The organism is Mesorhizobium sp. ESP6-5, assembly GCF_020164695.1.
Classification (GTDB): Bacteria; Pseudomonadota; Alphaproteobacteria; order Rhizobiales; family Rhizobiaceae; genus Mesorhizobium; species Mesorhizobium australicum.
Genome location: NZ_JAIUGR010000004.1, coordinates 301,071 through 324,883, shown reverse-complemented (window position 1 = coordinate 324,883; position 23,813 = coordinate 301,071). Strand labels below are relative to the sequence as shown.

Here is a 23,813-nt window from a genome sequence, read left to right as displayed (position 1 = left end):
GCTCACGCTTGCTAGATGGCCAAGTTCACAGCGCCTGCGTCGTGTAATCCCCTTCGGCCTCGTAAAGGCCATCCTCGATCTTGGTCTTGTGCACGACTTTCAGCTTGCCGCCCTCGACCTTGGAGATGTTCTGGATGCCAAAGCACTGGTGGATCTTGCCATTGAAGGTTTTTGGCCCCTGCGGATGCTCCGGGCCTTCGGCGAATTCCTTCAGCGCCTCGGTCGCCTCGACCAGCTTGGCGCGGTCTTCCGGCCCCTTGTAGCCGGCGTCTTCCATCGCCTTCTTGACGACGTAGAGCGTTTCCCAGCAGCCGAACATGTGCGCGGCGGTGGAGACATCCTTGGCGTCGCCGACGGCGGCGCCATTGTCGTCGATGCCGACAGCGGCCCGATAGGCCTTCTGCGCTTCGGTGTCGTCGGGCTGGGCGTAGCGCGGCGAGCCTTCCCAGAAATGGCTGCCGTCGAGGAATTCGAGGCCGGGGCTGTTGATGTCCACGGCTTCCAGCGAATCGATGAAGCCGAAGAGTTGCGGCCGGTTGGAACCGTAGAACTCGCCGAGTTCCTTGACGAAGGTGAGCACCGCCGGGCCGACCATGACGTGGTAGATCACCTCGGTTTCGGGCGGGATTTGCGGGAAGTATTTGGTGAAGGACGATTCCGTCGGTGGAATGGCGATCTGCGCGATCACCTCGGCGCCTTGCGCCTTCAGCGCCGGCGGCAGGTAGTCGCGATGGTCGTAGCCGAAGGCGAAATCGGGGAATATCTGCGTCACCTTCTTGCCGGCATTGGCCGCGATCCATGGCGCCATCGACTGGATCTGGCTCTTCACGTCGGTGATACCGGGCTGGAAGACATAGCGGTTGAGCTTGGTCGAGGCGACATGGTGACCTTCGCTGACGACGAAGTAGGGCATCTTGTTTTCGCCGGCGGCAGGCGCCGATCCGATCACGACATGCGAGAACAGCGTACCGAAGACGATGTCGGTCTTGTGCTGGGTGGCGAACTTGCCGACCACTTCGGCGCCCCGGCCGGGATCGGTGCCATCATCCTCGATGATCACCTCGACCTGGCGGCCATTGATGCCGCCGGCGGCATTGATCGCCTTGATCGCGGCGGCGGTCGTCTTCTCGTACCAGCGGCCATAGGCGGCGCCAATGCCGGTGCGGTGCGACTGGAAGCCGATCTTGATCGGCGCCGAACTCTGTGCCTGGGAGTAGCGGACGAAGCCGGGCGCCATGGCGAGGCCAGCGCTGGCGGCGAGGCCCTTCAGCGTGGTACGGCGGGTGAGTGCGGTTTTGGAGAGATCGAAAAATCCGTTCTTGTCAGTCACGTTCGTTCCCCTGTTTTTGTGTTTTGACCAACGATAAGGCGGCTCGAACATCCTCGGCAAGAGGATGCAAAATTGCATGTGTACAAACTAAATCACCAAAGGCTTGGCCTGGCAAGCGAGCTTTCCGTCGGGGCATGGCTCACAGTAGATGGCTTGTCTCATCCGACTGTCGGCGTGGCAAGCAGCCAGAGACCGAAAATGGTGTAAGCGATCATCAACACGGTGAGCGGAAACTGACTGAGCGCGGCGCGGGCAGGCTGGGGATGCAGGCGCCAGGCAAAGCCGTGCGCGACGAGGACAGCGAGCACATGGCCAAGGATGATGGCGCCCGCCTGGACATTCCACAGCCACCATGCCGATGCCGCACCGGCGACGATGCCGGCCTCGACCTGCATGTCGGCGGTGCCGAACAGGTTCCAGCCAAGCGCGAAGGGATCGGACAGGGAGGCCAGCGCATATTGGCCGTCGACCAGCAGCGCCGTCAGATAATGCGCGACATGGTAGGCGAGCGCGATCGGCACGATCGACCACACCAGCATGCCGGCTGCCTGGGCGAAAGGCTGGCCGCCGCGGGCAAGACACTGGCCGAGGACGACGGCAAGCAGGAACACCGCCGCGAGCAGCACGAAGGTCATAACGAGCCCAAGCGTGCCGCTGCCGATCACGGCCGTGCGGCCCGGAAATTCGAGCGGATTGATGCCGAACAGGCCGAGCCAGGAGAAGGTCTTCGACAGGCCGTCGAAGGAGACCGAGGACAAAGCGAGCAGCAGGAAGGCGATGCCGCTGGCGGGCAGCGGCTGGGCCCGGAGCAGTTTGGCGCCCGGCCAGCACAGCGCAAGTCGGCCTTTGTCGCCGCGCTCGATCGGCGCGAAGCGCGCCACCACCGAAAAGAAGATGCCGAGGAATTCACCGCTTCGACCCCATCTGTCGTAGCCGAACACCAGCATGGCCAGCAGGGTGAACAGCCAGTAGAGGCCGGCGGCGAAGGCCAGCCGCGCCGGATCGTCAGGAGCGGGATAGACGAGTTCGAACCAGGCGAAGGCAAAAAACAGCATGACAGCCGGCCAGCAGCCGAGCCATTGCGGAAGTTGCCTGACGCCGTCATCGCTTCCGCCGGTCAGCCGCGATAGCAGCCGCCACGGGCCGTACCAGGGGTTGAGCCACGACCAGAGATCGCCGAACACGCCTTGCAGCAGTGTCAGGCCGGCCCATAGCAGCGTCCACACCACCAGTGGCAGCGGGTTGGAGAGCGGGTCGCGGCTGCCGATGAAGCCGGCGGCGAGGAGAATTGCAAACCCGGCAAAGGATGCCAGGCTGATGGCGGCGCGGACGTTGTCGCCGAAGGCGAATAGCGGCAGGCGTCGGCGCCAGAAACGGTCGAGGGTGTCGGACGGCAGCAATGCCAAGACAAGGAAACTGGCGGCCACGGCGAAAGCGCCGCCGGCGAGATAATAGCCGGTAGGAAGGAGCAGGACGTGGCCGCGGTCGGAGGCGTGGGCGAAGGCGAGAGTGGGGGAGACGAGCCACAAGGCCGAGAACCACAAGGCAAACGGCAGACCGAGGCGTTCCACTGCGGAACTCGAACTGTTCAAGAGCCCGACCACCCTCAAACCTTGACCAGTTGCTCCACGCGATCCTTCTGCCCAAAAATCCTCAGATACCGCTCGATCTCCTTGAGATCGCCGGTCGCCTTGGCCGGGTTGTCGGAGAGCTTGACCGCCGGCCTTCCATTGGCCTCGGTGACCTTGCAGACCAGCGATATGGCGTCGAGGCTGTTGGTTTGCGTCGGCGCGCAGCCTTCGAAGTCGTTGGTCAGGTTGGTGCCCCAGCCGAAGGACATGCGCACCTTGCCCTTGAAGTGGCGGTACGTCTCCTCGATGGTCTCGACCTCGAGCCCGTCGGAGAAGATCAGCAGCTTCTGCTTGGGGTCCTTGCCCTTCTCGCGCCACCAGTCGATGATTTTTTCGCCACCTTCGATCGGCGGCGCGCTGTCGGGGCGGAAGCCGGTCCAGTCGGCGACCCAGTCCGGCGCGTCGCGCAGGAACGAGGCGGTGCCGAAAGCATCGGGCAGCACGATCAAGAGATTGCCGCCATAGTAGCGCTGCCAGTCCTGCAACACCTTGTAGGGGGTCTGCTTCAGCTCTTTTTCCGAATTGGCGAGGGCCGCGAACACCATCGGCAGTTCATGCGCGTTGGTGCCCAGCGCTTCGAGATCATTGTCCATGGCCAGCAGCACGTTGGAGGTGCCGGTGAAAGCTTCGCCGATGCCTTCCTTGAGCGCTTCGACGCACCAGCGCTGCCACAGGAAGGAATGGCGCCGGCGGGTACCGAAATCCGAGATGCGGATGCCGGGCAGCGCCTTCAGCCGTTCGGTCTTGGCCCACATCTTGGCCTTGGCGCGGGCATAGAGCACGTCGAGCGTAAAAGGCCCGAACGATCGCAGAGCGGCACGCGAACGCAATTCATTGATGATGGCGAGCGCGGGGATCTCCCAAAGCGTGGTGTACATCCAGGGGCCGGAGAAAGAGAGCTCGTACTGGCCGTCACGCTTGGAAAGCTCATAGTCGGGCAGCCGGAAGCCTTCCAGCCAGGCGAGGAATTCCGGCTCGAAAATCTGCTTGCGGCCGTAGAAATTGTTGCCGGCCAGCCAGATCATTTCCTTCTTGGAGAAGCGCAAGGTGCGGGCATGGTCGAGCTGTTCGCGCAGCTCGCCTTCATCGATCTCGTCGGCGAGGCGGACCGAAGTCGTCCGATTGATCAGCGAGAAGGTGGTGTCGACCTTGGGGTACATGCCCCAGATCATCTGCAGCATCAAAAGCTTGTAGAAGTCGGTGTCGAGCAGGCTGCGCACGATCGGGTCGAGCTTCCAGGTGTGGTTATAGACACGCCGCGCAATATCGGTCTTTGCCATGCTTGCTGCCGCCTTCGCTGCCTGCCACCCACAATCGCGACAGGCCTCATAGCATCGAATTGGCAAAAACGCTGCCCGCTTTCAGGCTGGCCCGACAAAAAGAAAGCCCTGCATGCGGCTATGTGGGTTTGCCGCCCATCACCTTGAGCGCGGGACGTTTGCGGCGGGTGACGAGGCGGCCCGCAACCGGGGCGTCGGCGCGGCCGTCATCCCCGGCCTTCTCGGCAAACAGCCAGTCGATGAACACCTGCACGATCGGCGTCCCCCGCATTTCGTTGCGGCAAACGACATAGAAATCGTCGACCGCCGGCACTGACAGACTGAACGGCGCGACCAGCATGCCCCTGGCCAGCAGGGCGCTTGCCGTCACCGAGTCGCCCAGCGCCACGCCATGGCCATGGACGGCGGCTTCCGCCGTCATGCGTGCATCGCCGAGATGATGGCGACGGCCGCGCTCCAGGTCCAGCGCGTCGGCGGCGGCCAGCCAGGTGTGCCACTCGCGGCCATCGTCGCCATGCAGCAAGACATGGTCGGCGAGGTCGCGAACATTGCGGATCGGCCGGTTGTTGATCAGCGTCGGGCTGACCACCGGGAACAGCTCCAGGCCCGACCATTTGCGCATCCAGCAATCGGCCCAGCTGCCATCGCCATAATGCACGCAGACATCGATATGCGGCGCCCGGATATCCCTGGGATCGTTGGAGGGAATGAGCTTCAGCTGGATGTCGGGATATTGCGCGGTGAAGCTGCCCAGCCTCGGCGTCATCCACAAGAGCAGCAACGCAGGCACGCAGGACACCGACAGCGCGCCGCTGCTTGCCGGCCGCGTCAGCCGTTGGGTGGCGGCGGCGATGCCGTCGAAGGCGACCGATACCGCCGGCAAAAGTTCGGCGCCATGCGGGGTCAGCTTGACCCGCTGGCCGACGCGCTCGAACAGCTTGACGCCAAGCGATTGCTCCAGCGCCTTGATCTGGTGGCTGACGGCGCCGTGCGTGACATTCAGTTCGTTCGCCGCCTTGGTCAGCGAGGCATGGCGGGCCGTGGCCTCGAAGGCGCGCAGCGGGTTGAGTGGTGGCAGGCGCTTGGCCATGGATGCTCGGCTTTACTGTGAGGTTTTCTCACAGGAAACACCCTAACAATATCAATTGCTTTTTCAAAGCGGCTGCCGGACACTTTGATCCGGAGCAACATCAAGACGTGAAATCTGCAGACTGCCAGCGGGACAACGGCCCGGCCGGATGACGGTCGGTTCGCCCGAAATCACCGCCGGCACCACTGCATCAGCCGAGGAGAAGCGGATATGGGATATGATCGCGGCAAGCTCGATGCGCTGCGTCGCAAATATGGCGAGAGCCATGGCGGCGAGATGTTCGACCCGAAATTCCGCAAGGTCGCCGACAAGATCTTTTCCAAGAGCGGCACGCGGCTGGCGCCCTATTCCGGCATCCCGACTTTCCTCACCGCGCCCTACCGCGAAATTGCAGCGGACAATCCGGACTTCGGCGACCTGCAGGTGGCGATAACAGGCGTGCCGATGGATCTCGGCGTCACCAACCGGCCGGGCTCGCGCTTCGGGCCGCGCGCCTTGCGAGCGATCGAGCGCATCGGCCCCTACAATCATGTGCTGGAATGCGCGCCGACGCATGAACTCAGGGTCGCCGACATCGGCGACGTTCCGTTCCAGAGCCGCTACCGGCTGGAGACCAGCCATGAGGATATCGAGCGGCGCATCAACCAGATCGTCGACGCCGGGGTCATCCCGTTGTCGGTCGGCGGCGACCACTCGATCACCCACCCGATCCTGAAGGCGGTCGGCAAGAAGGCGCCGGTCGGCCTGATCCACATCGACGCCCATTGCGACACCAGCGGCCTGTTCGACCTGACCAAATTCCACCATGGGGGCCCGTTCCGCAACGCGGTGCTGGACGGCGTGCTCGATCCGACGCGCACCATCCAGATCGGCATCCGCGGCTCGGCCGAATATTTGTGGGAATTCACCTACGAGTCCGGGATGACCGTGGTCCATGCCGAGGAAGTGACCGGTCTCGGCATTCCCGCCATCATCGAGAAGGCGCGCAGAATAGTCGGTGACGGCCCGACCTATGTGTCCTTCGACATCGACAGCGTCGATCCCGCCTTCGCACCGGGCACCGGCACGCCGGAAGTCGGCGGGCTGACGACGCGCGAAGTGCTCGAACTGCTGCGCGGCCTCAAGGGTCTCAACATTGTCGGTGGCGATGTCGTCGAGGTGGCGCCGCAATATGACGCCACCACCAACACGGCGCACGCCGGCGCGCAGGTGCTGTTCGAGATCCTGAGCCTGATGGTGTTCAGCCCGGCAGTATCAGGCAAGGGGGCCTGACAGAGAAAGGCGGCCGCCGCACTGGAGCCGGCGGCCGACCCAAACAATCAAAGCGTCCAGAAGGGGAATGACAATGACAATCCACCTCAAATCATCCATCGCCGCCGTGCTGCTCCTGGGGTTAGCCGGCTTCGCCACGCAAGCCGCCAATGCCGACGCGCTGGCCGACATCACCAAGGCCGGCACCATCAATGTCGGCGTCTTCGCCGACTTCCCGCCCTTCTCCTCGGCCAGTGCCGACATGAGCCTCAAGGGCTATGACATGGATGTGGCGCAGTACATCGCCGACACGCTCAAGGTGAAGCTCAACACCGTTGCCGTCACCGGCCAGAACCGCATCCCCTATTTGAACGACCATCGCGTCGACATCCTGATGAGCGTCGGCTACTCGAAAGAGCGCGAGCAGGTCATCGACTTCGCCGCTGCCTACGCGCCCTATTACATCGCGGTGATCGGTCCGGCGGCAATGCCAGTCAAAGGCAAGGAAGATCTCGGCGGCAAGTCGATCGCCGTCAATCGCGGCACGCTGGAAGACACCTCGCTCACCGAAGCAGCACCGGCCTCGGCGGACATCAAGCGTTTCGACAACTACAATTCAGTGATCCAGGCCTTCATCTCAGGCCAGACCCAGTTGATGGTCGTCGGCAACGATGTCGGCGCGCAGGTGCTGGCCAAGCAGGATGCGCTGAAGCCGGAGCAGAAGTTTCAGCTTCTGACCTCGCCTTCGCATATCGGCCTCAACAAGCATGAGGATGCCCTCAAGAAGGCGGTCAACGACGCCATTGCCAAGATGCTGGTCGACGGCAAGCTTGACGAAAGCTCGAAGGCCTGGCTGAAGACGCCGCTCAATCCCGACAACCTCAAGGATTGAGTTGCCGTGGCCTTCGGCTGGCTTCCAGGTGCCGTGGCCGACATCGCGCACGGCGCGGCGACGACGATCCTTTTGATCGCCGTCACCACGCTTGCGGGCACGCTGCTCAGCATCCTCGGTGCCGCCGGGCGGCGAAGCGGCCCCGCGCTGCTGCGCCGGGCCATCGGCTGGTATGTCGAGGTGATGCGCAACACGCCGTTCCTGGTGCAGCTGTTCTTCATCTTCTTCGGCCTGCCTAGCCTCGGCATCAGGCTCGATCCGATCCTGGCCGCCATGCTGGCGATGACGCTCAACATGGCCGCCTACACGATCGAGATCGTCGGCGCCGGCCTTGACGCGGTGCCGCACGGGCAGACGGAAGCGGCCCTGGCGCTTGGGCTGAGGCCGCGCCAGGTGTTCATCAAGATCGTGCTGCCGCAGGCGCTCAAGATCATCTATCCCGCGCTGACCAGCCAGATCGTCATCATGATGCTGGAATCAGCCGTGGTGTCGCAGATCGCGGTGCGCGAGCTCACCTATGAGGCCGACATGCTGCAGGCGCGCACTTTCCGTTCTTTCGAGACGTATTTCGTCGTCACGCTGGTCTATCTCTTGATGTCGATGGCCTTGCGGCGGCTGCTGGTTGCAGGCGGCCGCCGCGCGCTCGGAGCTGGCGTGTCATGATCGAATTCACCCTCTGGGACATCGTGCGCAACCTTCTGCTTGCCGCGCGCTGGACGGTGCTTTTGTCGCTGGCCGCCTTCGTCGGCGGCGCGCTGGTCGGAATGGCGGTGCTGTTCCTGAGGATCGCCAAGAATAAATGGAGCCGACGCTTCGCCTCCGGTTACATCGCCTTGTTCCAGGGGACGCCGCTCTTGATGCAGCTGTTCCTCATGTTCTTCGGCCTGCCGATGCTTGGCCTGCGCATCGAGCCGTGGACGGCGGCGGTGCTCGGCCTCACCTTCTTCGCCAGCGCCTATCTGGCCGAAATCTGGCGCTCTGGCGTCGATGCGCTGCCATTGGGCCAATGGGATGCCGGCGCCAGCCTCGGCCTGCACTATCTGCAGGAGCTCAGGCTGATCATCCTGCCGCAGGCGTTCGCGATCACCCGCGCGCCGACGGTCGGTTTCCTGGTGCAGCTGATCAAGTCGACCGCGCTGACCTCGATCATCGGCTTCGAGGAGCTGGTGCGAACCTCAAACGCCATCAACAACGCCACCTTCGAACCGTTCAAGGTCTATGGGCTGGTGGCGCTGATCTTCTTCGCCCTATGCTTTCCGCTGACGCAGTATGCGCGACGGCTCGAACAACGAGCGGCGGCTCGATGAGCCGAGAGCATGTTGCGCTGGCCAACATCGACGGCGGCCGCAAACTCCCGGTGCCTAGCGTTCGAACGCCTCTTGAAGGTCATTTGATCTGCTGGATGCTCAGCTTTCGACCGACGAGGACCCTTGCCCCTCGCCATTTCCAAATCCTCACGGACGAACGCGGATGATCGTCTTCCCAGTGCGTCGCCCGGTAGGGTTGAAGGCGGCGACGGCATCGTTGAGGGTCGAAACGTTGCCGATGTTCGTCCGCAGTCGTCCGTCCCGCACCCGCTGGACGATCTCGCTCAGTTGGGCACGATCGGACTCGACAACGAAGTCGACCGCCAGGCCGTCGGCAGGCCGCGCCTCTGTCGATCCGACGACGGACACCAGTGTTCCTCCGGCTCGAATCAGGCCGGCGGACCGCTTCCCGATTTCCCCGCCGATCACATCGAACACGAGAGCGACTTCGCCCACGTCTTCGAGGGCGTCGTTCTCGAGGTCGACGAACTCATTCGCGCCAAAGTCGAGCACCGTCTGACGGTCGGCGGCGCGTCCGGTGCCGATGACGTAGGCGCCCGCCTCTCGTGCAAGTTGCGTCACCATCGACCCGACCGCGCCGGCCGCACCGTGCGCGAGGACGCTCTGCCCCGCCTGAAGGCGGCCATGCTGGAAAAGTCCCTGCCACGCGGTGAGACCCGAGATCGGCAGGCTTGCGCCCACCGTGAAGTCGACGTCGCCCGGCAGCGGCGCGAGGTTGCGTGCTTCCGTGGCTACATACTCCGCGAGCGTGCCGTCGCGATGCCAGTCGGCGAAGCCGAATACTCTCTGCCCTACCGACAGTCCCGTTGTGCCGTAGCCGAGTGCGACGACAATTCCGGCCAGCTCGTGCCCAAGGATCGACGGTGTTCGGTCAAGGCCGCGGCGGTCGGTCCAGGTCGAGGGCCATGCCAGCTCGGTCGGGACGAATCCCGAAGCATGAACCTGAACGACGACATCGTTTATCGCTGGCTGCGGCTCAGGCCGCTCCACCAGCTTCATCCCGGCCGTTCCCGCAGCCTGGTCCGTCACCACAATTGCCTTCATGATAATTCTCCTCGGTCATTTGTCTCTTGGTGGAAACGTTTGCCGCTTGGGAACCGTTCAATATCTTATGCCAGGGCCTTCTCTTAGCGGGCGTCCGTGGTCCGATCTGAAGGCGTCGTTTTAATGGGCGGCAATGTTAGGACATGCCGGAAGGCTGGCAACCGGCCATCGGGTTCAATGTCCGAACGCGCCTGACGGCACGATGCGGTCGCGGCGCAGCCAGCGGGCCAGAAGCAGCGCTGCCACCACGGCCAGCCCCGAAGACAGGCCGATCCAGATGCCGACGCCGTGGAAGCCGAAATGGAAGGCGAGCAGCACGCCGAGCGGCAGGCCGACACCCCAATAGCCGATCGCGGCGTAGATCATCGGGACCTTGGTGTCGTGCAGGCCGCGCAGCATGCCGGCAGCCACCGCCTGCGCGCCGTCGAAGACCTGGAACAGGGCGGCGAAAACCAGGAACGAAACGGCTAGCGCGATCACCCTGGCATTGGCTGGATTGCCAAGGTCGATGAAGGCGCTGATCAGGAGATGCGGCCAAAGCACCATCACCAGCCCCATCAGCGCCATGAAGGAAACGCCGATGACGAAGGCGGTCCAGCCGGCACGCGACACACCTTCGGGATTGCCGGCGCCGTGGGCGAGCCCGACCCGCACCGTCACCGCCTGGTTGAGGCCGAGCGGCACCATGAAGGAAATCGAGGCGATCTGGATGGCGATGGCGTGCGCGGCCAGCGAATCCGCGTCGATCAGGCCCATCAGCAGGGCGGCGGCATTGAAGATCGTCACCTCGAAGGCAAGGATGCCGGCGATCGGCAGGCCGAGCCGCAGCAGGCCCTTGAAGCGCGGCCAGTCGGATCGCCAGAAGCGGCCGAACAGGTGATAGCGCCGGAATTTTTTCTCCCACATCACCACGACAGCCATGCCGGCGAACATCAGCGTTGAGGACAGCGAGGTCGCAAGGCCCGAGCCGGCGATGCCCATGGCCGGAACACCGAGATTGCCGAACATGAACACCCAGTTGGCGAACACGTTGAAGGCCACGGCGACGAAGACGATGACCAGCGCCCAGCCCGGCCGCTCCAGCGCCGAGATGAACGAGCGCAGCACGATGTAGCCGTAGAAGGGCAGCACCGCCCACTCCAGCCAGCGCAGGTAAATGCCGGCCTGGCGCGCCAGCGCCGGCTCCTGGCCCATGGCCAGCAGGATGGCCTCGCCGTGCCACAGCACGAGCCAGATCGGGACCGAGATCAGGATCGCCAACCACAGGCCCTGGCGCACGGTGCGGCGCAGGTCACGTACGGAATAGCGGCGGCGGCCAAGCTCGGTGGCGATCATCGGCGAGGTCGCCAGCATCAGGCCGAGGCCGAAGATCAGCGGCATGAAATACAGGTTGGCGCCGAGCGCGCCGCTGGCCAGCGTGTCCGCGCCGAGGCGGCCCATCATCATGACGTCAGTGGCGGTCATCGCCGTCTGGCCGAGATTGGTCAGCACCATCGGCCAGGCCAGCGCCAGCGTCGCCCTGATTTCCTGACGCCAAAGATTTTCCGGCGCGCGAGCGCCGGCTTCGATCGCGGACATTGTCCTGCTCTTTCAAGGTTGCGGCGCGTCGGCAAAGAGCCGGAAGCCGCATTGCAAACGGCAAAACCTTCGGTTTCGCGCGTTTGCGCCGTCTCTTGAACGAAATGCGACATGAAGGCAAGGGAGGGGCGCGAGAACAGATTGAGCCAGCGCCATTGCCGGGAGGCGTCGCCTCGTTCCCTTGCCGGCCCGGGCTGCTCCGGATTAAAACGTCGGCGGCGGGCGAATATGGGAGGCAGGATGGCGTTCAGACGCAGAAAGAACACGGCGGCGATCCCGCGCACGGCGCCTTCCTTCGAGCATATCGTCACCGAGGCGAGCGACAGTTTCCTGTGGCGGCTGGACGACTATCCCTGGGAGCGCAACGTCTGGAACTTCCATCCGGAATACGAGATCCACCTGCTGCGGAAATCCTCCGGCGTGGTCCTGGTCGGCGACCATATTGGCGAGTTCGGGCCGGGCTACCTCACCATCGTCGGTGGTGGCCTGCCGCATGACTGGGTCACCGCGGTGCAGCCAGGCGAATTGATCGAGGGTCGCGACATCGTGCTGCAATTCGATGCCGAGCGGCTGCGAGGATCGGCTGACATGCTGCCGGAATTGCGCGAACTGGAGCCGTTCCTGGAACGGTCGCTGCGCGGCATGGTCTTCCACGGCGGGACCGCGCTTGAAGGCGCCGCGCTGATGGAGCGGATGGGTACGGTGCATGGGCTGGCCCGGTTCTGCCTGTTCCTCGAACTGGTCGACCTGCTGGCCCGGACCGATGAGTATGAGCTGTTGTCATCACCGAACTTCCAGCCGGTTCTCGATGCCGCCTCGCTCGACATCATCCAGCGCACGCTGACCTATCTGTTCCAGCATTTCGCGGAGGATCTGAAGCTGCCTGACGTGGCCGAGCTGGCCGGCATGAGCGAAAGCACCTTCTCGCGGTTCTTCCAGAAGAACACCGGCAATTCCTTCAGCGACCATCTTGCCAAGCTCAGGCTGTGGCAGGCGTGCAAGCTGCTGGCTGACACCGATGTGCCGATCACCGACATCTGTTTCCAGGTCGGCTACATGAACATATCCAACTTCAACCGCGCCTTCCTGCGCAAGCACAAGATGACGCCGTCATCCTATCGCAAGCTGTCGCGGCAGCGTCTGGCGATGCGCGCATAAGCGCATCCTGAATCACCATTTTGGACCAGATCGATACTCGTGTGACGCGTCCCCTATGTGGGTGCCGTTTTTTGCGCTGCACAATGCATAAAAGTACAGGTCTGCTGCAACGGGGCTTCTAGCTTGACCCCTCGCAACTGCGCATTTTGGCGATGGGTGGCATGTCGTTCGGGCGACGGTGAGGATCGCGCAACCCGAGGACCTGCGTTTCCTGCGACGTATTCCTGGAGGAGAAAAAGATCATGAGACCAGTTCGGCTCGCTGCCAGCCTTGGCGCAGTTTTCGTGCTTTCCGCTACCGTTTCAACCCTAGCCCTGGCGCAGGCGCCGGTCTGTTCGGCACCGGTCAAGGTGCTGGCGCAGCCACGCGACGGCCTGACGCTTCTGGAGGACTCAAAGGCCGAGTTCGAGAAGCTCTCCGGCGCGAGCTTCAAGATCGATTATCTCAACGAGAACGATCGCCGCGCCAAGTCGCGCGCGGACGCGTCCACAGTCGGCAACTACAACGTCTACTATGTCGATGAAGCGAATGTGGCGCTTTTCGCCTCGTCGAAGTGGATCGTGCCGCTCACCGATTTTTATCCGGCTGACTACGACTATGCCGACTTCGACCCGGGCCGCCAGAAGGTCGCCACCTATGACGGCAAGGTCTGGTTCGCGCCGCTGACCGGCGGCGGCGACCTGATGGTCTACCGCAAGGACGTGCTGGAGGCCGCCGGCATCCAGCCGCCCAAGACGCTGGACGAGCTGATCGCCGACGTGCCGAAGCTGACCAATGCCGACAAGGGCATGTATGGCATCGCGTTGCGCGGCGCACGCGGCTCGGGCGCCAATGTCTGGCGCTGGATGCCGTTCTTCAAGGCCTATGGCGGCAAGTGGTTCGATGGCGACAAGCCGGCCTTCAATTCCGAGGCCGCGGTCAAGGCGACCGAGACCTATCTGAAGCTGTTCAAGGATTCGGCACCCGGCACGCAGACCGGCAGCTGGGACGAATCGACCGGCGCCTTCCTGTCGGGCCAGGTCGCGATCCTCGTCGAATCGACGCCGCTTTCGGGCATGGCGGTCGATCCGAAAACCTCGCAAGTGGTCGGCAAGATCGGCTTCCTGCCGCCGCCCTCGCCACTTCCCGGCGGCGGTTACGGTCATGGCCTCGCCATCGCGACAAAAGCCAATGCCGACGACGCTTCGAAGAAATGCGCCGGCCTGTTCATCGCCTGGGCGACGTCGAAGGAAAACGAGAAGCGCCGGCTCGACGCCCATCAGTTCGGTGAGCTGAACCGCACCAGCATCCTGTCCAGCAAGGAGTTCGCCGATATCTACGGCGCCGATCTCGGCCAGGCGCTTGCCGAAACAGGCAAGGTGACGGCGGTGAACTTCTGGCAGGATCCACGCTGGCCGGATCTCGGCGACCGCTGGGGCATCATCCTCGAGGAATTGATTGCCGGTACGCGCACCGACGTCAAGGGCAGCCTCAACGAGCTCGAGGCCTATGCCAATGAGCTGGTGAAGAAGTAGGTCCCTCCCTCTTGCGGCGCGCGGTTCGCGGCAGTCTCGGGACCGCCGGAACCTGTGCGTCGCAGGAGGGCCTGCCCGTCATGTCCAGATATCAGAGACACAGCAAGGCCTGAGACCAATGCCTCGACGTTCATCCCTGCCGGTCACCTTTGTCGTGCCGACGCTGGTCATTCTGCTGATCCTGTCGATGGTGCCGACGCTCTACGCGATCATCATCGCCCTGCAGAACCGCGAGCTGAGCTCGACGGTCTATTCCTGGGTCTGGTTCTCGAACTTCTTTGATCTGTTCTCCGACCGCCGCTTCCTCAATGCCGTTTGGGTGTCGGTGAAGTGGGAGGTGGTCACCGTCGTCGCGACCATGGCCGTGGCCATTGGGCTGGGCGTCTTGATGTTCGAGGTCGCTTCGCCGCGCCTGCGCAATCTCTACTGCCTGCTGTTCATCATCCCGGTGCTGCTGCCGCGCGTCTCGGCCGCCTTCGTCTGGAAGTTCGCCTATCATCCGCTCTACGGCATCGGCACCTACCCCTACCGGCTGCTCACCGGCGGGCTGATCTTCGATCCGCTGTCCAAGCCCGCGACGGCGCTGTTCGCTGTGGCTTCGGTCGACGTCTGGCAATGGGGCCTGTTCTTCGCCGTCATCGTGCTGAAGCTGCTGGAGACGTTGCCGCCGCAGCCGATCGAGGCGGCCCGGCTCGACCACGCCCGGCGCTGGCAGATCCACGCCTACGTCACCTTGCCTATGCTGAAGGCGCCGCTGATCAGCCTGATGTTCGTCAAGATGATCGAGTCGCTGCGCTCCTTCGACCTGATCTACGTGATGACCCGCGGCGGCCCCGGCGTGGCAACCGAAACGCTCGACATGTACGCCTTCTCGCAAGGCTTCATCGAGTCCGGCAAGGTCTCCTACGCCTCGGCGATGGCCGTGCTGATGATGATCGCCACCGTCATCACCTTCACCATGCTGTGGAAGCGGGTGCAGGCATGAGGCCCGGCCGCATCATCGCCAAGGCCGTCCTGGCCTTCGCCGGATTTCTGGCCGTGTTCCCGCTGCTGTGGACGGCGCTCAATTCGCTGAAGAACAGCGTCGACATCATCACCCGCGTTCCGCGCCTCGTGTTCACGCCGACGCTTGCCAACATCAGCTATATCCTTGGCCGCGACAGCGTCATCACCGGCCTCTACAATTCGGTCATCGCCTGCGGCTCGGCCGTGCTGATCGGCATCGTGCTTGGCCTGCCCGCGGCCTACGCGGTGGCGCGCTATCCCAACCGCTGGGCCGGCGATATCCAGTTCTTCGTGCTGTCGCTGCGTTTCCTGCCGCCGGTGGCGGTGGCGATCCCGCTGATGGTGATCTGGCTGCAGCTCGGCCTCTACGACACTTTGCCGGCTTTGATCGTCACCTATTCCCTGCTCACCATCTCGGTGATTATGTGGCTGGCCATTCCAGCCTTCCAGGCCGTGCCGAAGGAAATCGAGGAAGCCGCCTTCGTTGACGGGTACGGCGCTTACGCGGTGTTCTGGCGGATCGCGCTGCCCGTGGCTGCCCGTTCGCTGATCGGCGCGATTGCCTTCAGCTTCGTGCTGGTCTGGAACGAGTTCCTGATCGCGCTGATGCTGTCGAGTTCCAATGCCAAGACCTTGCCGATCGTCGCCTCCGAACTCTCCCAGCAAGGCATGAACGTGCCGTGGGGGATTTTGAACGCCTCGGTCGTGCTCCTGTCGCTGCCGCCGCTGCTTTTCCTCGGCGTTCTCAGCGGTTTCCTGAATTCCGTTTTCCGGCAAAAAAAGACTTGAAGTGAGGACGAACCGATGCGGGCTTTGGTACTTGAGAAAAAAGGCGAACTGTCGCTGCGCGAGATCGCGTTGCCGCTCGATGTCGGACCCGACGACGTCAGGATCGCCATCCACACGGTCGGCGTCTGCGGCAGCGACGTGCACTATTATACGCATGGCGCCATCGGCAGCTATGTCGTGCGGGCGCCGATGGTGCTCGGCCACGAAGCCGCCGGCACAATCGTCGAGGTCGGCGCCAATGTCAGGAGCCTGAAGGTCGGCGACCGCGTCTGCATGGAGCCCGGCGTGCCGAACCTGTCGTCGCGCGCGACAAAACTCGGGATCTACAATGTCGACCCGGACGTCACTTTCTGGGCGACGCCGCCGGTGCACGGCATTCTTGCTCCCTTTGCCGTGCACCCGGCGGCTTTCACCTACAGGCTGCCCGACAATGTCTCCTTCGCCGAGGGCGCCATGGTCGAGCCCTTCGCCATCGGCATGCAGGCGGCGAGCCGTGCCCGCATCGTTCCAGGCGATGTCGCCGTCGTCGTCGGCTGCGGCCCCATCGGCATCATGATCGCGCTTGCCGCCCTTGCCGGCGGCTGTTCGAAAGTGCTGATTTCCGACTTTTCCGCGCCCAAGCTGAAGATCGCAGCGCAATATGCCGGCATCGTGCCGGTCAATATCGGCGAACAGTCGCTGGTCGACGCCGTCGCGGCCGCGACCGACAATTGGGGCGCCGACATCGTCTTCGAGGCGAGCGGGAGCCCCAAGGCCTTCGCCGACCTGTTCGATGTCGTGCGGCCAGGTGGCGCGGTGGTGCTGGTCGGGCTGCCGGTGGAGCCGGTGGCCCTCAACGTACCGGCGGCGATCTCGAAGGAAGTGCGCATCGAGACGGTGTTCCGCTATGCCAACATTTTCGACCGCGCCCTGCAGCTCATCGCCTCCGGCAAGGTCGACCTCAAGCCGCTGATCACCGGCACCTATGATTTCGCCGACAGCATCAAGGCGTTCGAACGGGCCGCCGAAGGCAACCCGCAGGACGTGAAGCTGCAGATCCTGCTTACAGGCGAAAAGGGCTGACCATGTCCGCGATCGTTTGCTCCCATGTCGACAAGGCCTATGGCGCCACCACGGTCATCCGCGATCTCAACCTCAGCATCGAAGAGCACGAATTCGTCGTGTTCCTAGGCCCGTCCGGCTGCGGCAAGTCGACCTTGCTCAGGATGCTGGCGGGGTTGGAGGACATCAGCGGCGGCGAGGTCTCGATCGGCGGCAAGGTGGTCAACGACCTCGATCCGGGGGATCGCGGCATCGCCATGGTGTTCCAGAACTACGCGCTCTATCCGCACATGACGATCTTCGACAACATCGCCTTCGGGCTGCGGCGCCAGAAGGTACCGGCGGCCGAGATCCGCAAGCGGGTCGAAGCGGTGTCGGGGACGCTGGGGCTCGACCCCTATCTCGGCCGCAAACCGGCCGAACTTTCCGGCGGCCAGCAGCAGCGCGTGGCGATCGCCCGGGCCATGATCAAGACGCCCAAGGTGTTCCTGTTCGACGAGCCGTTGTCCAATCTCGACGCCAAATTGCGCAACCATATGCGCGTCGAGATCGCGCGGCTGCACCAGTCGTTGAAGACCACCACCGTCTATGTCACCCATGACCAGCTGGAGGCGATGACGCTCGCCGACCGAATCGTGCTGCTCAAGGACGGCGTCATCGAGCAGATCGGCTCGCCGGCGGAAATCTACCGGCGGCCGGGCAATATTTTCGTGGCCGGCTTCATCGGCACGCCGAACATGAATTTTGTCGATGTGACGGTCGCCCGAGCCGGCAACGGCTGGACGCTGACCGGCGCCGGAACGGTGCTTTCGATGGACGGGGCGGGTTTTCATGTCCAGCCGGGCGATCGCGCCGTGCTGGGCATCCGCCCGCCGGACCTGAAGACGGCCGGCGCCGGCGCCGCCGGCATATTGCAAGGCACCGCCGATCTCATCGAATTCCATGGCAATGACGCGCTGGTGACCTTCGGCTCCGGCGGCAAGGAGATCAGCGCACTGGTTCCGGCACGCGAATGCCCGGTGCTGCATGCGCCCGTCCGCTATACGTTCGAGGAGGAAGCGATCCACCTGTTCGACGCGACATCGGGCGCGTCCCTGCGCAAGCAGTAGAGCGCCAAAACCTACCGGATGGCGTCGAGCACCTGCCGCTGCCGGTGCATTTCCAGGAAAATGCGGTAGTCGCGATCGAAGCGGGCGCCGGCCGCCGGGTTGGCGGCGCGTGCCTTGCCGCCCTGCTGCATGGCAAGGCAGGCGGCGTTGAGATCGGGGAACAGCCCGGCGGCGGTCGCCGCCACCATGCCGGTGCCGAGCAGCACCGCCTCGTCGGCCAGCGGCTCGACCACCGTACAGCCGGTGGCGTCGGCATAGAGCTCCATCAAGAGCGGGTTCTTGGTGTGGCCGCCGGTGACGTGCAGCGTGTCGATCAGGTAGCCGTTCTCATTCAGCGCCTCCAGCACATGGCGCACGCCGAGCGCGATGCCGACGGCGGTGCGCCAGTAGAGCTTGCACAGGCTGTCGAACGACGAATCCAGCGTCAAACCGCTGACGACGCCGACGGCGTGCGGGTCGGCCAGCGGCGAGCGGTTGCCGTGGAAATCCGGCAGCACATGCAGCCGCGCGGCAAGGTTCTCGCCCTCGGCGGCGCGCAGTTCGGCGACGCGCCCGGCAATCCTGGCATGCATGGCCGCGTTCGGCTCGCCGCCGGCGCCGTGCCAGCGGATGATGTGGTCGAGCAGCGCCCCGGTCGCCGACTGGCCGCCTTCCGATAGCCACAGCTTCGGCAGCGCGGCGCCGTAGTAAGGGCCCCAGACGCCGGCGAAAGGCTGCGGGTCGGGCGACATCGCCATGACGCAGGAGGACGTGCCGGCGATCAGCGCCAGATGGCGGCCGATATTCTGGTCGTCGCCGGCAAAGCCGCCGAGCACGCCAAGCGCCCCGGCATAGGCATCGATGACGCCTGCGCCGACGCGGCAGTTTTCGGTCAGGCCGAGTTCCGCCGCTGCCTGCGCTGTCAACGGACCGATATCGGCGCCGACCGGGCTTGCCTTTTCGGGCAGATTGCCATGGTCAAAAAGATCGTCGAGGCGGACGAGTTCGAAGAAATCGCGCTGCCATGCGGTGTCCTGGTGCGCCAGATAGGTCCATTTCGCTGTCAGCGTGCATTGCGAGCGGGCCAGCGAGCCCGTTGCCTGCCAGGTCAGGAAATCGGCCAAGTCGAACAGGTAGCCGGCTTCATTCCATGTCTTCGGTAGATTACGCTTCAGCCACATCAGCTTCGGCGTCGCCATCTCGGGCGACATGACGCCGCCGATATAATTCAGCACCTCGTGGCCGCTCGCCGTGCATTCGTCGGCTTCGGCGATGGCGCGGTGATCGAGCCAGACAATGGTGTCCCAGCGCTTGTCGCTGGTGGTCGACACACTGAGCTGGCCGCCTTGCCTGTCCCGCACGACCAGAGAACAGGTGGCATCGAAGGAGATGCCGGCGATATCCCCGGCGGCGACGCCGGCCTTTTCCCGCGCGGCACGCACGGCGGTGCAGACGGCGGACCAGATATCGCGCGAATCGTGCTCGGCATGATCCGGCTTCGGCTGGTTCATGGCGATCGGCCGCTCGGCACGGCCGAGCAAGGTGCCACTGGCGTCGAGAATGCCCGCGCGAGCGCTCCCGGTGCCGACGTCGACCGCGCAGACAAACTGTTTCGTCAAGATGCTCTAACTCTCGCTCCCAGGCCTGCAATCAGATCGGGCAATTGCAGCATGTCAGCGAATATAAAGTCCGGTTCGGTCGACGCAAGCCGCGCTTTCAATGCCGGATTGCCAGCGTGCGCGCCACCGGTAAAGGCAAGGACGCGCATGCCTGCCGCGCGTGCGGCGGCAACACCGGCCGGGCTGTCCTCGATGACGAGACATCTGCGCGGATGGGCTCGCATGGTGGCGGCGGCGTGGAGGAAAAGGTCGGGCGCCGGCTTTCCCTTGGCAACCATGGCCGCGCTGAACAGATGCGGCTCCATCAGCGTCAGCAGACCGGTGACGTCGAGCGCGTACCGGATGCGTTCCAGCGTGCCGGAAGAGGCAACGCAGTACGGCAGGCCGAGCTTCGGCAGCATCTCCTTGACGCCGGGGATCGGCATCAGCTCCTCGCGAAACTTTCGCATGAGGTCGACGCGCATGGCGGTGAGATGCTGGTCGGTGATCTCCAGGCCGAAGTCGCGGCTGAGGATCTCGCGCACGCTTTTCATGCTCTTGCCGAGGAAATGCTCGTAGGCAGCGTCCTCGCCGAGACTGCCGCCGGCGAGTTCGATCATGCCGAGCAGCGCCGAGACGGAGAGCGCCTCGCTATCGACCAGCACGCCGTCGCAGTCGAAGATGACCAGTTCAGGCGTCATGATGCCGGCTGGCTCTCAGAGCTTGCCGGCGAGGTAGCGCGTCAGCGTGGCGCGCGTGCCATTGGCCCAGAGCACGTTGAGCACGTGGGCGAAGGCCTCGACGAAGGCGGCGGCGCGGCCGACGTCGCCATAGATATCGTCCATCGCAAGCCACGCGGCGGGCGCGTCCTTTGCCGCCTTTGCCGTTGCCTTCAGCCGGTCCCAGCTCGGGTCGTTGGGCTCGATGACGGCGCCGCTGTCCGTCGTGCCGAAGCAGTAGCGGCACCAAAGGGCCGATTCCAGCGCCAGTCCGGCAACGCCTTTGCCGGCCTTCAGCCGGTCGGCGATGGTCGGGATGATGAATTTCGGCTGGCGATTGGACCCGTCGAGGCAGAGCCGGCGCACCGTGTCGCCGATCTTGGGATTGGAGAAGCGCTTCTCGATGAGCTGGTAATAGTCTTCCAGCACCGTGTCCGGCACCGGCGGCACCGTCGGGATGATCTCGTCGTGCTCGAGCTTGTCGAGGAATCCGCGCACCAGCGGCTCCTGCATCGCTTCATGCACGAAGTGGATGTCCATCAGCCCGGCCGGATAGGCGATGGTGGCGTGGCCGCCATTGAGGATGCGGATCTTCATCAGTTCATAAGGGGCGACGTCCTTGACGAACTGCACGCCGACCTTTTCCAGCGCCGGGCGGCCATCGGTGAAATGGTCTTCCAGCACCCATTGCCGGAACGGCTCGCAGAACACCGGCCAGTTGTCCTCGATGCCAAAATCGTCGGCGAGGATCTTGCGCTCGCGGTCGCTGGTGGCCGGCGTGATGCGGTCGACCATGGCGTTCGGGAAGGCGACCGTCTCGCTGACCCAGCTCGCCAGATCCTCGTCGATCAGGCGGGCAAGGCCGATAACACCATCCGACGTGACATGGCCGTTGTGGGGAATGTTGTCGCAGGACATCACGGTGAACGGCACGATACCATCCTCGCGGCGTCGCCCCAGCCCGGCCAGGATAATGCCGAACACAGTCTTCGGTGTGGCGCCCGGCTGCGCGTCGGCGACGATGTCGGGATGGGTCGGGTTGAAGACGCCGGAGGCCGGGTCGATGAAATAGCCGCCTTCGGTGATGGTCAGCGAAACGATCCTGATCGCCGGATCGGCCAGCCGATCGATGATGGCGGCGGCATCGCCCGGCATCAGGAAATCGATCATCGCACCGGTGACGCGGGCGCTCATATGGCCCTCGTCCTGCTCGACCACTGTGGTCAGCCAATCCTGCTCTTCAAGCTTGCCGCGGCCGATCTTCTCGCCATCGAACACGCCGGCGCCGACAAGCGCCCAATCATGACCGATGCCCTGACCGAACAGGTCGTCGAGATAGACGGCCTGGTGCGAGCGGTGAAAATTGCCGACACCAAAATGCACGATGCCGGCTTTCAGCGCCGAGCGGTCATAGTTCGGACCTGCGACCTTGGGCGGAAGCCTGACGAGGCTCGAGGAAGAAAGTTTCACGGTCATCTGCTTTACCCTTTGGCCGATTTGCCGCCCGACTGTTTCGCCTCCTTCGGGAGGGCGAGGATGAGGGGCCGCACCTGGTGTTCCAGCATGCGGCCCCTCACCCGCCCCCGCGGCACCTTCTCCGGAGGAAAGAAAGAGGCGCCGTCCCCCTCAAATCGTTCTTTTCAACTCATCCATTGGCCGCCATCGACATTGTAGGTCTGGGCGACGATGTATTCGGCCTCGTCACTGGCGAGGAACACGGCCATGCCGGCGAGGTCTTCCGGCTTGCCCATGCGGCCGTAAGGCACGCCTTCGCCGACCAGCCGCTTTTTCTCGCCCTTCGGCCGGTTCTCGTATTTGGCGAACAAGGCATCGACTTCGTCCCACATGTCGCTGTCGACGACGCCGGGCGCGATGCCGTTGACGTTGATGCGGTGCTTGATCAGATCGAGCCCTGCCGACTGGGTCAGCGAGATGACCGCGGCCTTGGTGGCGCAATAGACCGCGACCAGCGGCTCGCCGCGACGCCCGGCCTGGCTTGCCATGTTGATGATCCTGCCGCCCTTGCCCCGCGCGATCATCGACCGGGCGGCTGCCTGCAGCATGAACAGCGTGCCCGCGACATTGACGGAGAAAAGCTTTTCATAGCTCGCCCGAGATATCTCCACGATCGGGGCCAGGTCGAACAAAGCGGCGTTGTTGATCAGGATGTCGAGACCGCCCGCCTTGTCCTCCACCGCCTTCACCGCCGCATCGATGGATGCCTGGTCGGTGACGTCGAGTTTCACGGCATAGGCGTTGTCGCCGATCGCGGCGGCCGTCTTCTGCGCTGCTTCAAGGTTGATATCGGCGATCGCGACAGTGGCGCCCTCGCGCACATAGGCTTCGGCGAAAGCCCTGCCGATGCCTCGCGCCGATCCCGTGACCAGCGCCGATTTGCCTTGCAGCCTCACTGTCCCATCCTCACCGGCCCATCCTCACTGGCCCACCCTCACTGGGCCATCGCCTTGCCGTCAGCGCCGAAGCGATGCAGCTTGGCCTTGTCAGGGGTGAGATAGATCGTGTCGCCATGGCGGACCGCCAGTTCGCCGTCGGCGCGCACCGTCAGCGGCCCGACGCCGTCGGCTTGAACGTGCAGGAACGTGTCGGAGCCCAGATGCTCGGCCACGCCGACCGTCGCCTTCCAGTCGCCCGCCGTGGTCGATATCTGCATATGTTCGGGCCGGATGCCGATGGTCTTGGCGGTGTATTTGCCAGCCGGCGCGCCTTCGATCAGGTTCATCTTGGGCGAGCCGATGAAGCCGGCGACGAACAGGTTCTTCGGCGTCTTGTAGAGTTCCATCGGCGAGCCAACCTGCTCGATATTGCCGGCGTTGAGCACGACGATCTTGTCAGCCATGGTCATCGCCTCGACCTGATCGTGGGTGACGTAGATCATCGTGGTTTTCAGCTGGTGGTGCAGTTCGCTGATCTCCAGCCGCATGGTGCCGCGCAGTGCCGCGTCGAGGTTGGACAGCGGTTCGTCGAACAGGAAGGCCGAGGGCTGGCGCACAATGGCGCGGCCGATGGCGACGCGCTGGCGCTGGCCGCCGGAGAGCTGGCCGGGGCGGCGTTCGAGGTAGTTGGTAAGGTTGAGCACGCGCGCCGCGTCCTTCACCTTCCTGTCGATGGTCGCCTGGTCCTCGCCCGCCATCTTCAGCGGGAAAGCGATGTTCTTGGCCACCGTCATATGCGGGTAGAGCGCGTAGGACTGGAACACCATGGCAAGCTTGCGCTTGGCCGGCGCCTCGCCGGTGACGTCGCGGCCATCGATGTTGATGGTGCCGCCGCTGGTGTCCTCAAGGCCAGCGATCAGCCTGAGCAGCGTGGACTTGCCGCAACCCGACGGGCCGACGAAGACGACGAACTCGCCGTTTTCGATCACCAGGTCGAGGCCGGGGATGATGGACGTCGAACCAAAGGACTTGGAGACGTTCTTGAGCGTGATGTTTCCCATGGTTTCCTCCCCGAGGGCTGTTT

General features: G+C 64.0%; 21 protein-coding genes. 10 read left to right on the top strand and 11 right to left on the bottom strand.

What is annotated here, in order from left to right:
- Positions 1 to 25: 25 nt before the first annotated feature.
- From LB524_RS08500 to gcvA, 4 genes are all read right to left on the bottom strand, one after another.
- Positions 26 to 1,330, bottom strand: a complete 1,305-nt coding sequence (locus LB524_RS08500) for an ABC transporter substrate-binding protein (RefSeq protein ID WP_224525234.1) — start codon at positions 1,328 to 1,330, stop codon at positions 26 to 28.
- 158 nt (positions 1,331 to 1,488) lie between these two features.
- The gene (locus tag LB524_RS08495) at positions 1,489 to 2,886 is read right to left on the bottom strand and encodes a hypothetical protein (protein ID WP_263486552.1); all 1,398 of its coding nucleotides are present in this window, start codon (positions 2,884 to 2,886) and stop codon (positions 1,489 to 1,491) included.
- Between the two features lie 50 nt (positions 2,887 to 2,936).
- The gene (gene pncB, locus LB524_RS08490; protein WP_140824217.1) at positions 2,937 to 4,241 is read right to left on the bottom strand and encodes a nicotinate phosphoribosyltransferase; all 1,305 of its coding nucleotides are present in this window, start codon (positions 4,239 to 4,241) and stop codon (positions 2,937 to 2,939) included.
- 118 nt (positions 4,242 to 4,359) lie between these two features.
- Positions 4,360 to 5,331 (bottom strand): transcriptional regulator GcvA, encoded by a 972-nt coding sequence (gene gcvA, locus LB524_RS08485; protein ID WP_140719254.1) that lies wholly within the window; start codon positions 5,329 to 5,331, stop codon positions 4,360 to 4,362.
- 210 nt (positions 5,332 to 5,541) lie between these two features.
- Between gcvA and speB the strand changes: the two genes are divergently transcribed.
- From speB to LB524_RS08465, 4 genes are all read left to right on the top strand, one after another.
- Entirely contained in the window at positions 5,542 to 6,603 is a 1,062-nt protein-coding gene (gene speB / locus LB524_RS08480; RefSeq protein ID WP_015314472.1) for an agmatinase, read from the top strand.
- Between the two features lie 67 nt (positions 6,604 to 6,670).
- Positions 6,671 to 7,474, top strand: coding sequence for a transporter substrate-binding domain-containing protein (locus LB524_RS08475; protein WP_224525227.1), 804 nt, complete (start codon positions 6,671 to 6,673; stop codon positions 7,472 to 7,474).
- Between the two features lie 6 nt (positions 7,475 to 7,480).
- On the top strand, positions 7,481 to 8,137 hold the full coding sequence (locus LB524_RS08470) for an amino acid ABC transporter permease (protein WP_015314474.1): 657 nt from the start codon (positions 7,481 to 7,483) through the stop codon (positions 8,135 to 8,137).
- Positions 8,134 to 8,781 (top strand): amino acid ABC transporter permease, encoded by a 648-nt coding sequence (locus LB524_RS08465; protein WP_224525224.1) that lies wholly within the window; start codon positions 8,134 to 8,136, stop codon positions 8,779 to 8,781. Before LB524_RS08470 ends, LB524_RS08465 begins: the two co-directional genes overlap by 4 nt.
- A 147-nt stretch (positions 8,782 to 8,928) precedes the next feature.
- Here LB524_RS08465 and LB524_RS08460 read toward each other — a convergent pair whose 3' ends face one another.
- On the bottom strand, positions 8,929 to 9,846 hold the full coding sequence (locus LB524_RS08460; protein WP_140719260.1) for an NADP-dependent oxidoreductase: 918 nt from the start codon (positions 9,844 to 9,846) through the stop codon (positions 8,929 to 8,931).
- Between the two features lie 174 nt (positions 9,847 to 10,020).
- Entirely contained in the window at positions 10,021 to 11,424 is a 1,404-nt protein-coding gene (locus LB524_RS08455; protein ID WP_224525221.1) for an MATE family efflux transporter, read from the bottom strand.
- Positions 11,425 to 11,664: 240 nt separating this feature from the next.
- On the opposite strand from LB524_RS08455, the gene LB524_RS08450 reads away from it, so the two are divergent.
- From LB524_RS08450 to LB524_RS08425, 6 genes are all read left to right on the top strand, one after another.
- A complete protein-coding gene (locus LB524_RS08450) occupies positions 11,665 to 12,582 on the top strand; it encodes an AraC family transcriptional regulator (protein ID WP_015314478.1) in 918 nt (305 codons plus the stop codon).
- 242 nt (positions 12,583 to 12,824) lie between these two features.
- Positions 12,825 to 14,096, top strand: a complete 1,272-nt coding sequence (locus tag LB524_RS08445) for an ABC transporter substrate-binding protein (protein ID WP_224525220.1) — start codon at positions 12,825 to 12,827, stop codon at positions 14,094 to 14,096.
- A gap of 118 nt (positions 14,097 to 14,214) precedes the next feature.
- A complete protein-coding gene (locus LB524_RS08440; protein ID WP_224525217.1) occupies positions 14,215 to 15,081 on the top strand; it encodes a carbohydrate ABC transporter permease in 867 nt (288 codons plus the stop codon).
- Complete coding sequence (locus LB524_RS08435; RefSeq protein ID WP_224525215.1) at positions 15,078 to 15,890, top strand: carbohydrate ABC transporter permease; 813 nt, start codon at positions 15,078 to 15,080, stop codon at positions 15,888 to 15,890. The genes LB524_RS08440 and LB524_RS08435 overlap by 4 nt, the downstream gene beginning before the upstream one ends.
- A gap of 15 nt (positions 15,891 to 15,905) precedes the next feature.
- On the top strand, positions 15,906 to 16,952 hold the full coding sequence (locus LB524_RS08430; protein ID WP_141905989.1) for an NAD(P)-dependent alcohol dehydrogenase: 1,047 nt from the start codon (positions 15,906 to 15,908) through the stop codon (positions 16,950 to 16,952).
- 2 nt (positions 16,953 to 16,954) lie between these two features.
- Positions 16,955 to 18,040 (top strand): ABC transporter ATP-binding protein, encoded by a 1,086-nt coding sequence (locus tag LB524_RS08425; protein WP_224525214.1) that lies wholly within the window; start codon positions 16,955 to 16,957, stop codon positions 18,038 to 18,040.
- An 11-nt stretch (positions 18,041 to 18,051) separates the two neighbouring features.
- Here the strand turns inward: LB524_RS08425 and LB524_RS08420 are convergent, their stop codons facing one another.
- From LB524_RS08420 to LB524_RS08400, 5 genes are all read right to left on the bottom strand, one after another.
- Positions 18,052 to 19,638 carry an FGGY-family carbohydrate kinase gene (locus LB524_RS08420; RefSeq protein ID WP_224525213.1) on the bottom strand — a complete coding sequence of 529 codons (1,587 nt, stop codon included), beginning with the start codon at positions 19,636 to 19,638 and terminating at the stop codon, positions 18,052 to 18,054.
- Positions 19,635 to 20,318: an HAD family hydrolase gene (locus LB524_RS08415; RefSeq protein WP_015314485.1), complete on the bottom strand. Its 684-nt coding sequence runs from the start codon at positions 20,316 to 20,318 to the stop codon at positions 19,635 to 19,637. Before LB524_RS08415 ends, LB524_RS08420 begins: the two co-directional genes overlap by 4 nt.
- A gap of 15 nt (positions 20,319 to 20,333) precedes the next feature.
- On the bottom strand, positions 20,334 to 21,812 hold the full coding sequence (locus LB524_RS08410) for a mannitol dehydrogenase family protein (RefSeq protein ID WP_224525212.1): 1,479 nt from the start codon (positions 21,810 to 21,812) through the stop codon (positions 20,334 to 20,336).
- A 164-nt stretch (positions 21,813 to 21,976) separates the two neighbouring features.
- Positions 21,977 to 22,747, bottom strand: coding sequence for an L-iditol 2-dehydrogenase (locus LB524_RS08405; RefSeq protein ID WP_140660188.1), 771 nt, complete (start codon positions 22,745 to 22,747; stop codon positions 21,977 to 21,979).
- 38 nt (positions 22,748 to 22,785) lie between these two features.
- Positions 22,786 to 23,790: an ABC transporter ATP-binding protein gene (locus LB524_RS08400; RefSeq protein WP_015314488.1), complete on the bottom strand. Its 1,005-nt coding sequence runs from the start codon at positions 23,788 to 23,790 to the stop codon at positions 22,786 to 22,788.
- Positions 23,791 to 23,813 lie beyond the last annotated feature (23 nt).

What these genes read in the sequence shown, in the direction of transcription:
- pncB (WP_140824217.1), bottom strand. Translation starts at nt 4,241, where the DNA reads ATGGCAAAGACCGATATTGCGCGGCGTGTCTATAACCACACCTGGAAG.
- gcvA (WP_140719254.1), bottom strand. Translation starts at nt 5,331, where the DNA reads ATGGCCAAGCGCCTGCCACCACTCAACCCGCTGCGCGCCTTCGAGGCC.
- speB (WP_015314472.1), top strand. Translation starts at nt 5,542, where the DNA reads ATGGGATATGATCGCGGCAAGCTCGATGCGCTGCGTCGCAAATATGGC.
- LB524_RS08475 (WP_224525227.1), top strand. Translation starts at nt 6,671, where the DNA reads ATGACAATGACAATCCACCTCAAATCATCCATCGCCGCCGTGCTGCTC.
- LB524_RS08465 (WP_224525224.1), top strand. Translation starts at nt 8,134, where the DNA reads ATGATCGAATTCACCCTCTGGGACATCGTGCGCAACCTTCTGCTTGCC.
- LB524_RS08460 (WP_140719260.1), bottom strand. Translation starts at nt 9,846, where the DNA reads ATGAAGGCAATTGTGGTGACGGACCAGGCTGCGGGAACGGCCGGGATG.
- LB524_RS08455 (WP_224525221.1), bottom strand. Translation starts at nt 11,424, where the DNA reads ATGTCCGCGATCGAAGCCGGCGCTCGCGCGCCGGAAAATCTTTGGCGT.
- LB524_RS08450 (WP_015314478.1), top strand. Translation starts at nt 11,665, where the DNA reads ATGGCGTTCAGACGCAGAAAGAACACGGCGGCGATCCCGCGCACGGCG.
- LB524_RS08445 (WP_224525220.1), top strand. Translation starts at nt 12,825, where the DNA reads ATGAGACCAGTTCGGCTCGCTGCCAGCCTTGGCGCAGTTTTCGTGCTT.
- LB524_RS08440 (WP_224525217.1), top strand. Translation starts at nt 14,215, where the DNA reads ATGCCTCGACGTTCATCCCTGCCGGTCACCTTTGTCGTGCCGACGCTG.
- LB524_RS08435 (WP_224525215.1), top strand. Translation starts at nt 15,078, where the DNA reads ATGAGGCCCGGCCGCATCATCGCCAAGGCCGTCCTGGCCTTCGCCGGA.
- LB524_RS08430 (WP_141905989.1), top strand. Translation starts at nt 15,906, where the DNA reads ATGCGGGCTTTGGTACTTGAGAAAAAAGGCGAACTGTCGCTGCGCGAG.
- LB524_RS08425 (WP_224525214.1), top strand. Translation starts at nt 16,955, where the DNA reads ATGTCCGCGATCGTTTGCTCCCATGTCGACAAGGCCTATGGCGCCACC.
- LB524_RS08415 (WP_015314485.1), bottom strand. Translation starts at nt 20,318, where the DNA reads ATGACGCCTGAACTGGTCATCTTCGACTGCGACGGCGTGCTGGTCGAT.
- LB524_RS08410 (WP_224525212.1), bottom strand. Translation starts at nt 21,812, where the DNA reads ATGACCGTGAAACTTTCTTCCTCGAGCCTCGTCAGGCTTCCGCCCAAG.
- LB524_RS08400 (WP_015314488.1), bottom strand. Translation starts at nt 23,790, where the DNA reads ATGGGAAACATCACGCTCAAGAACGTCTCCAAGTCCTTTGGTTCGACG.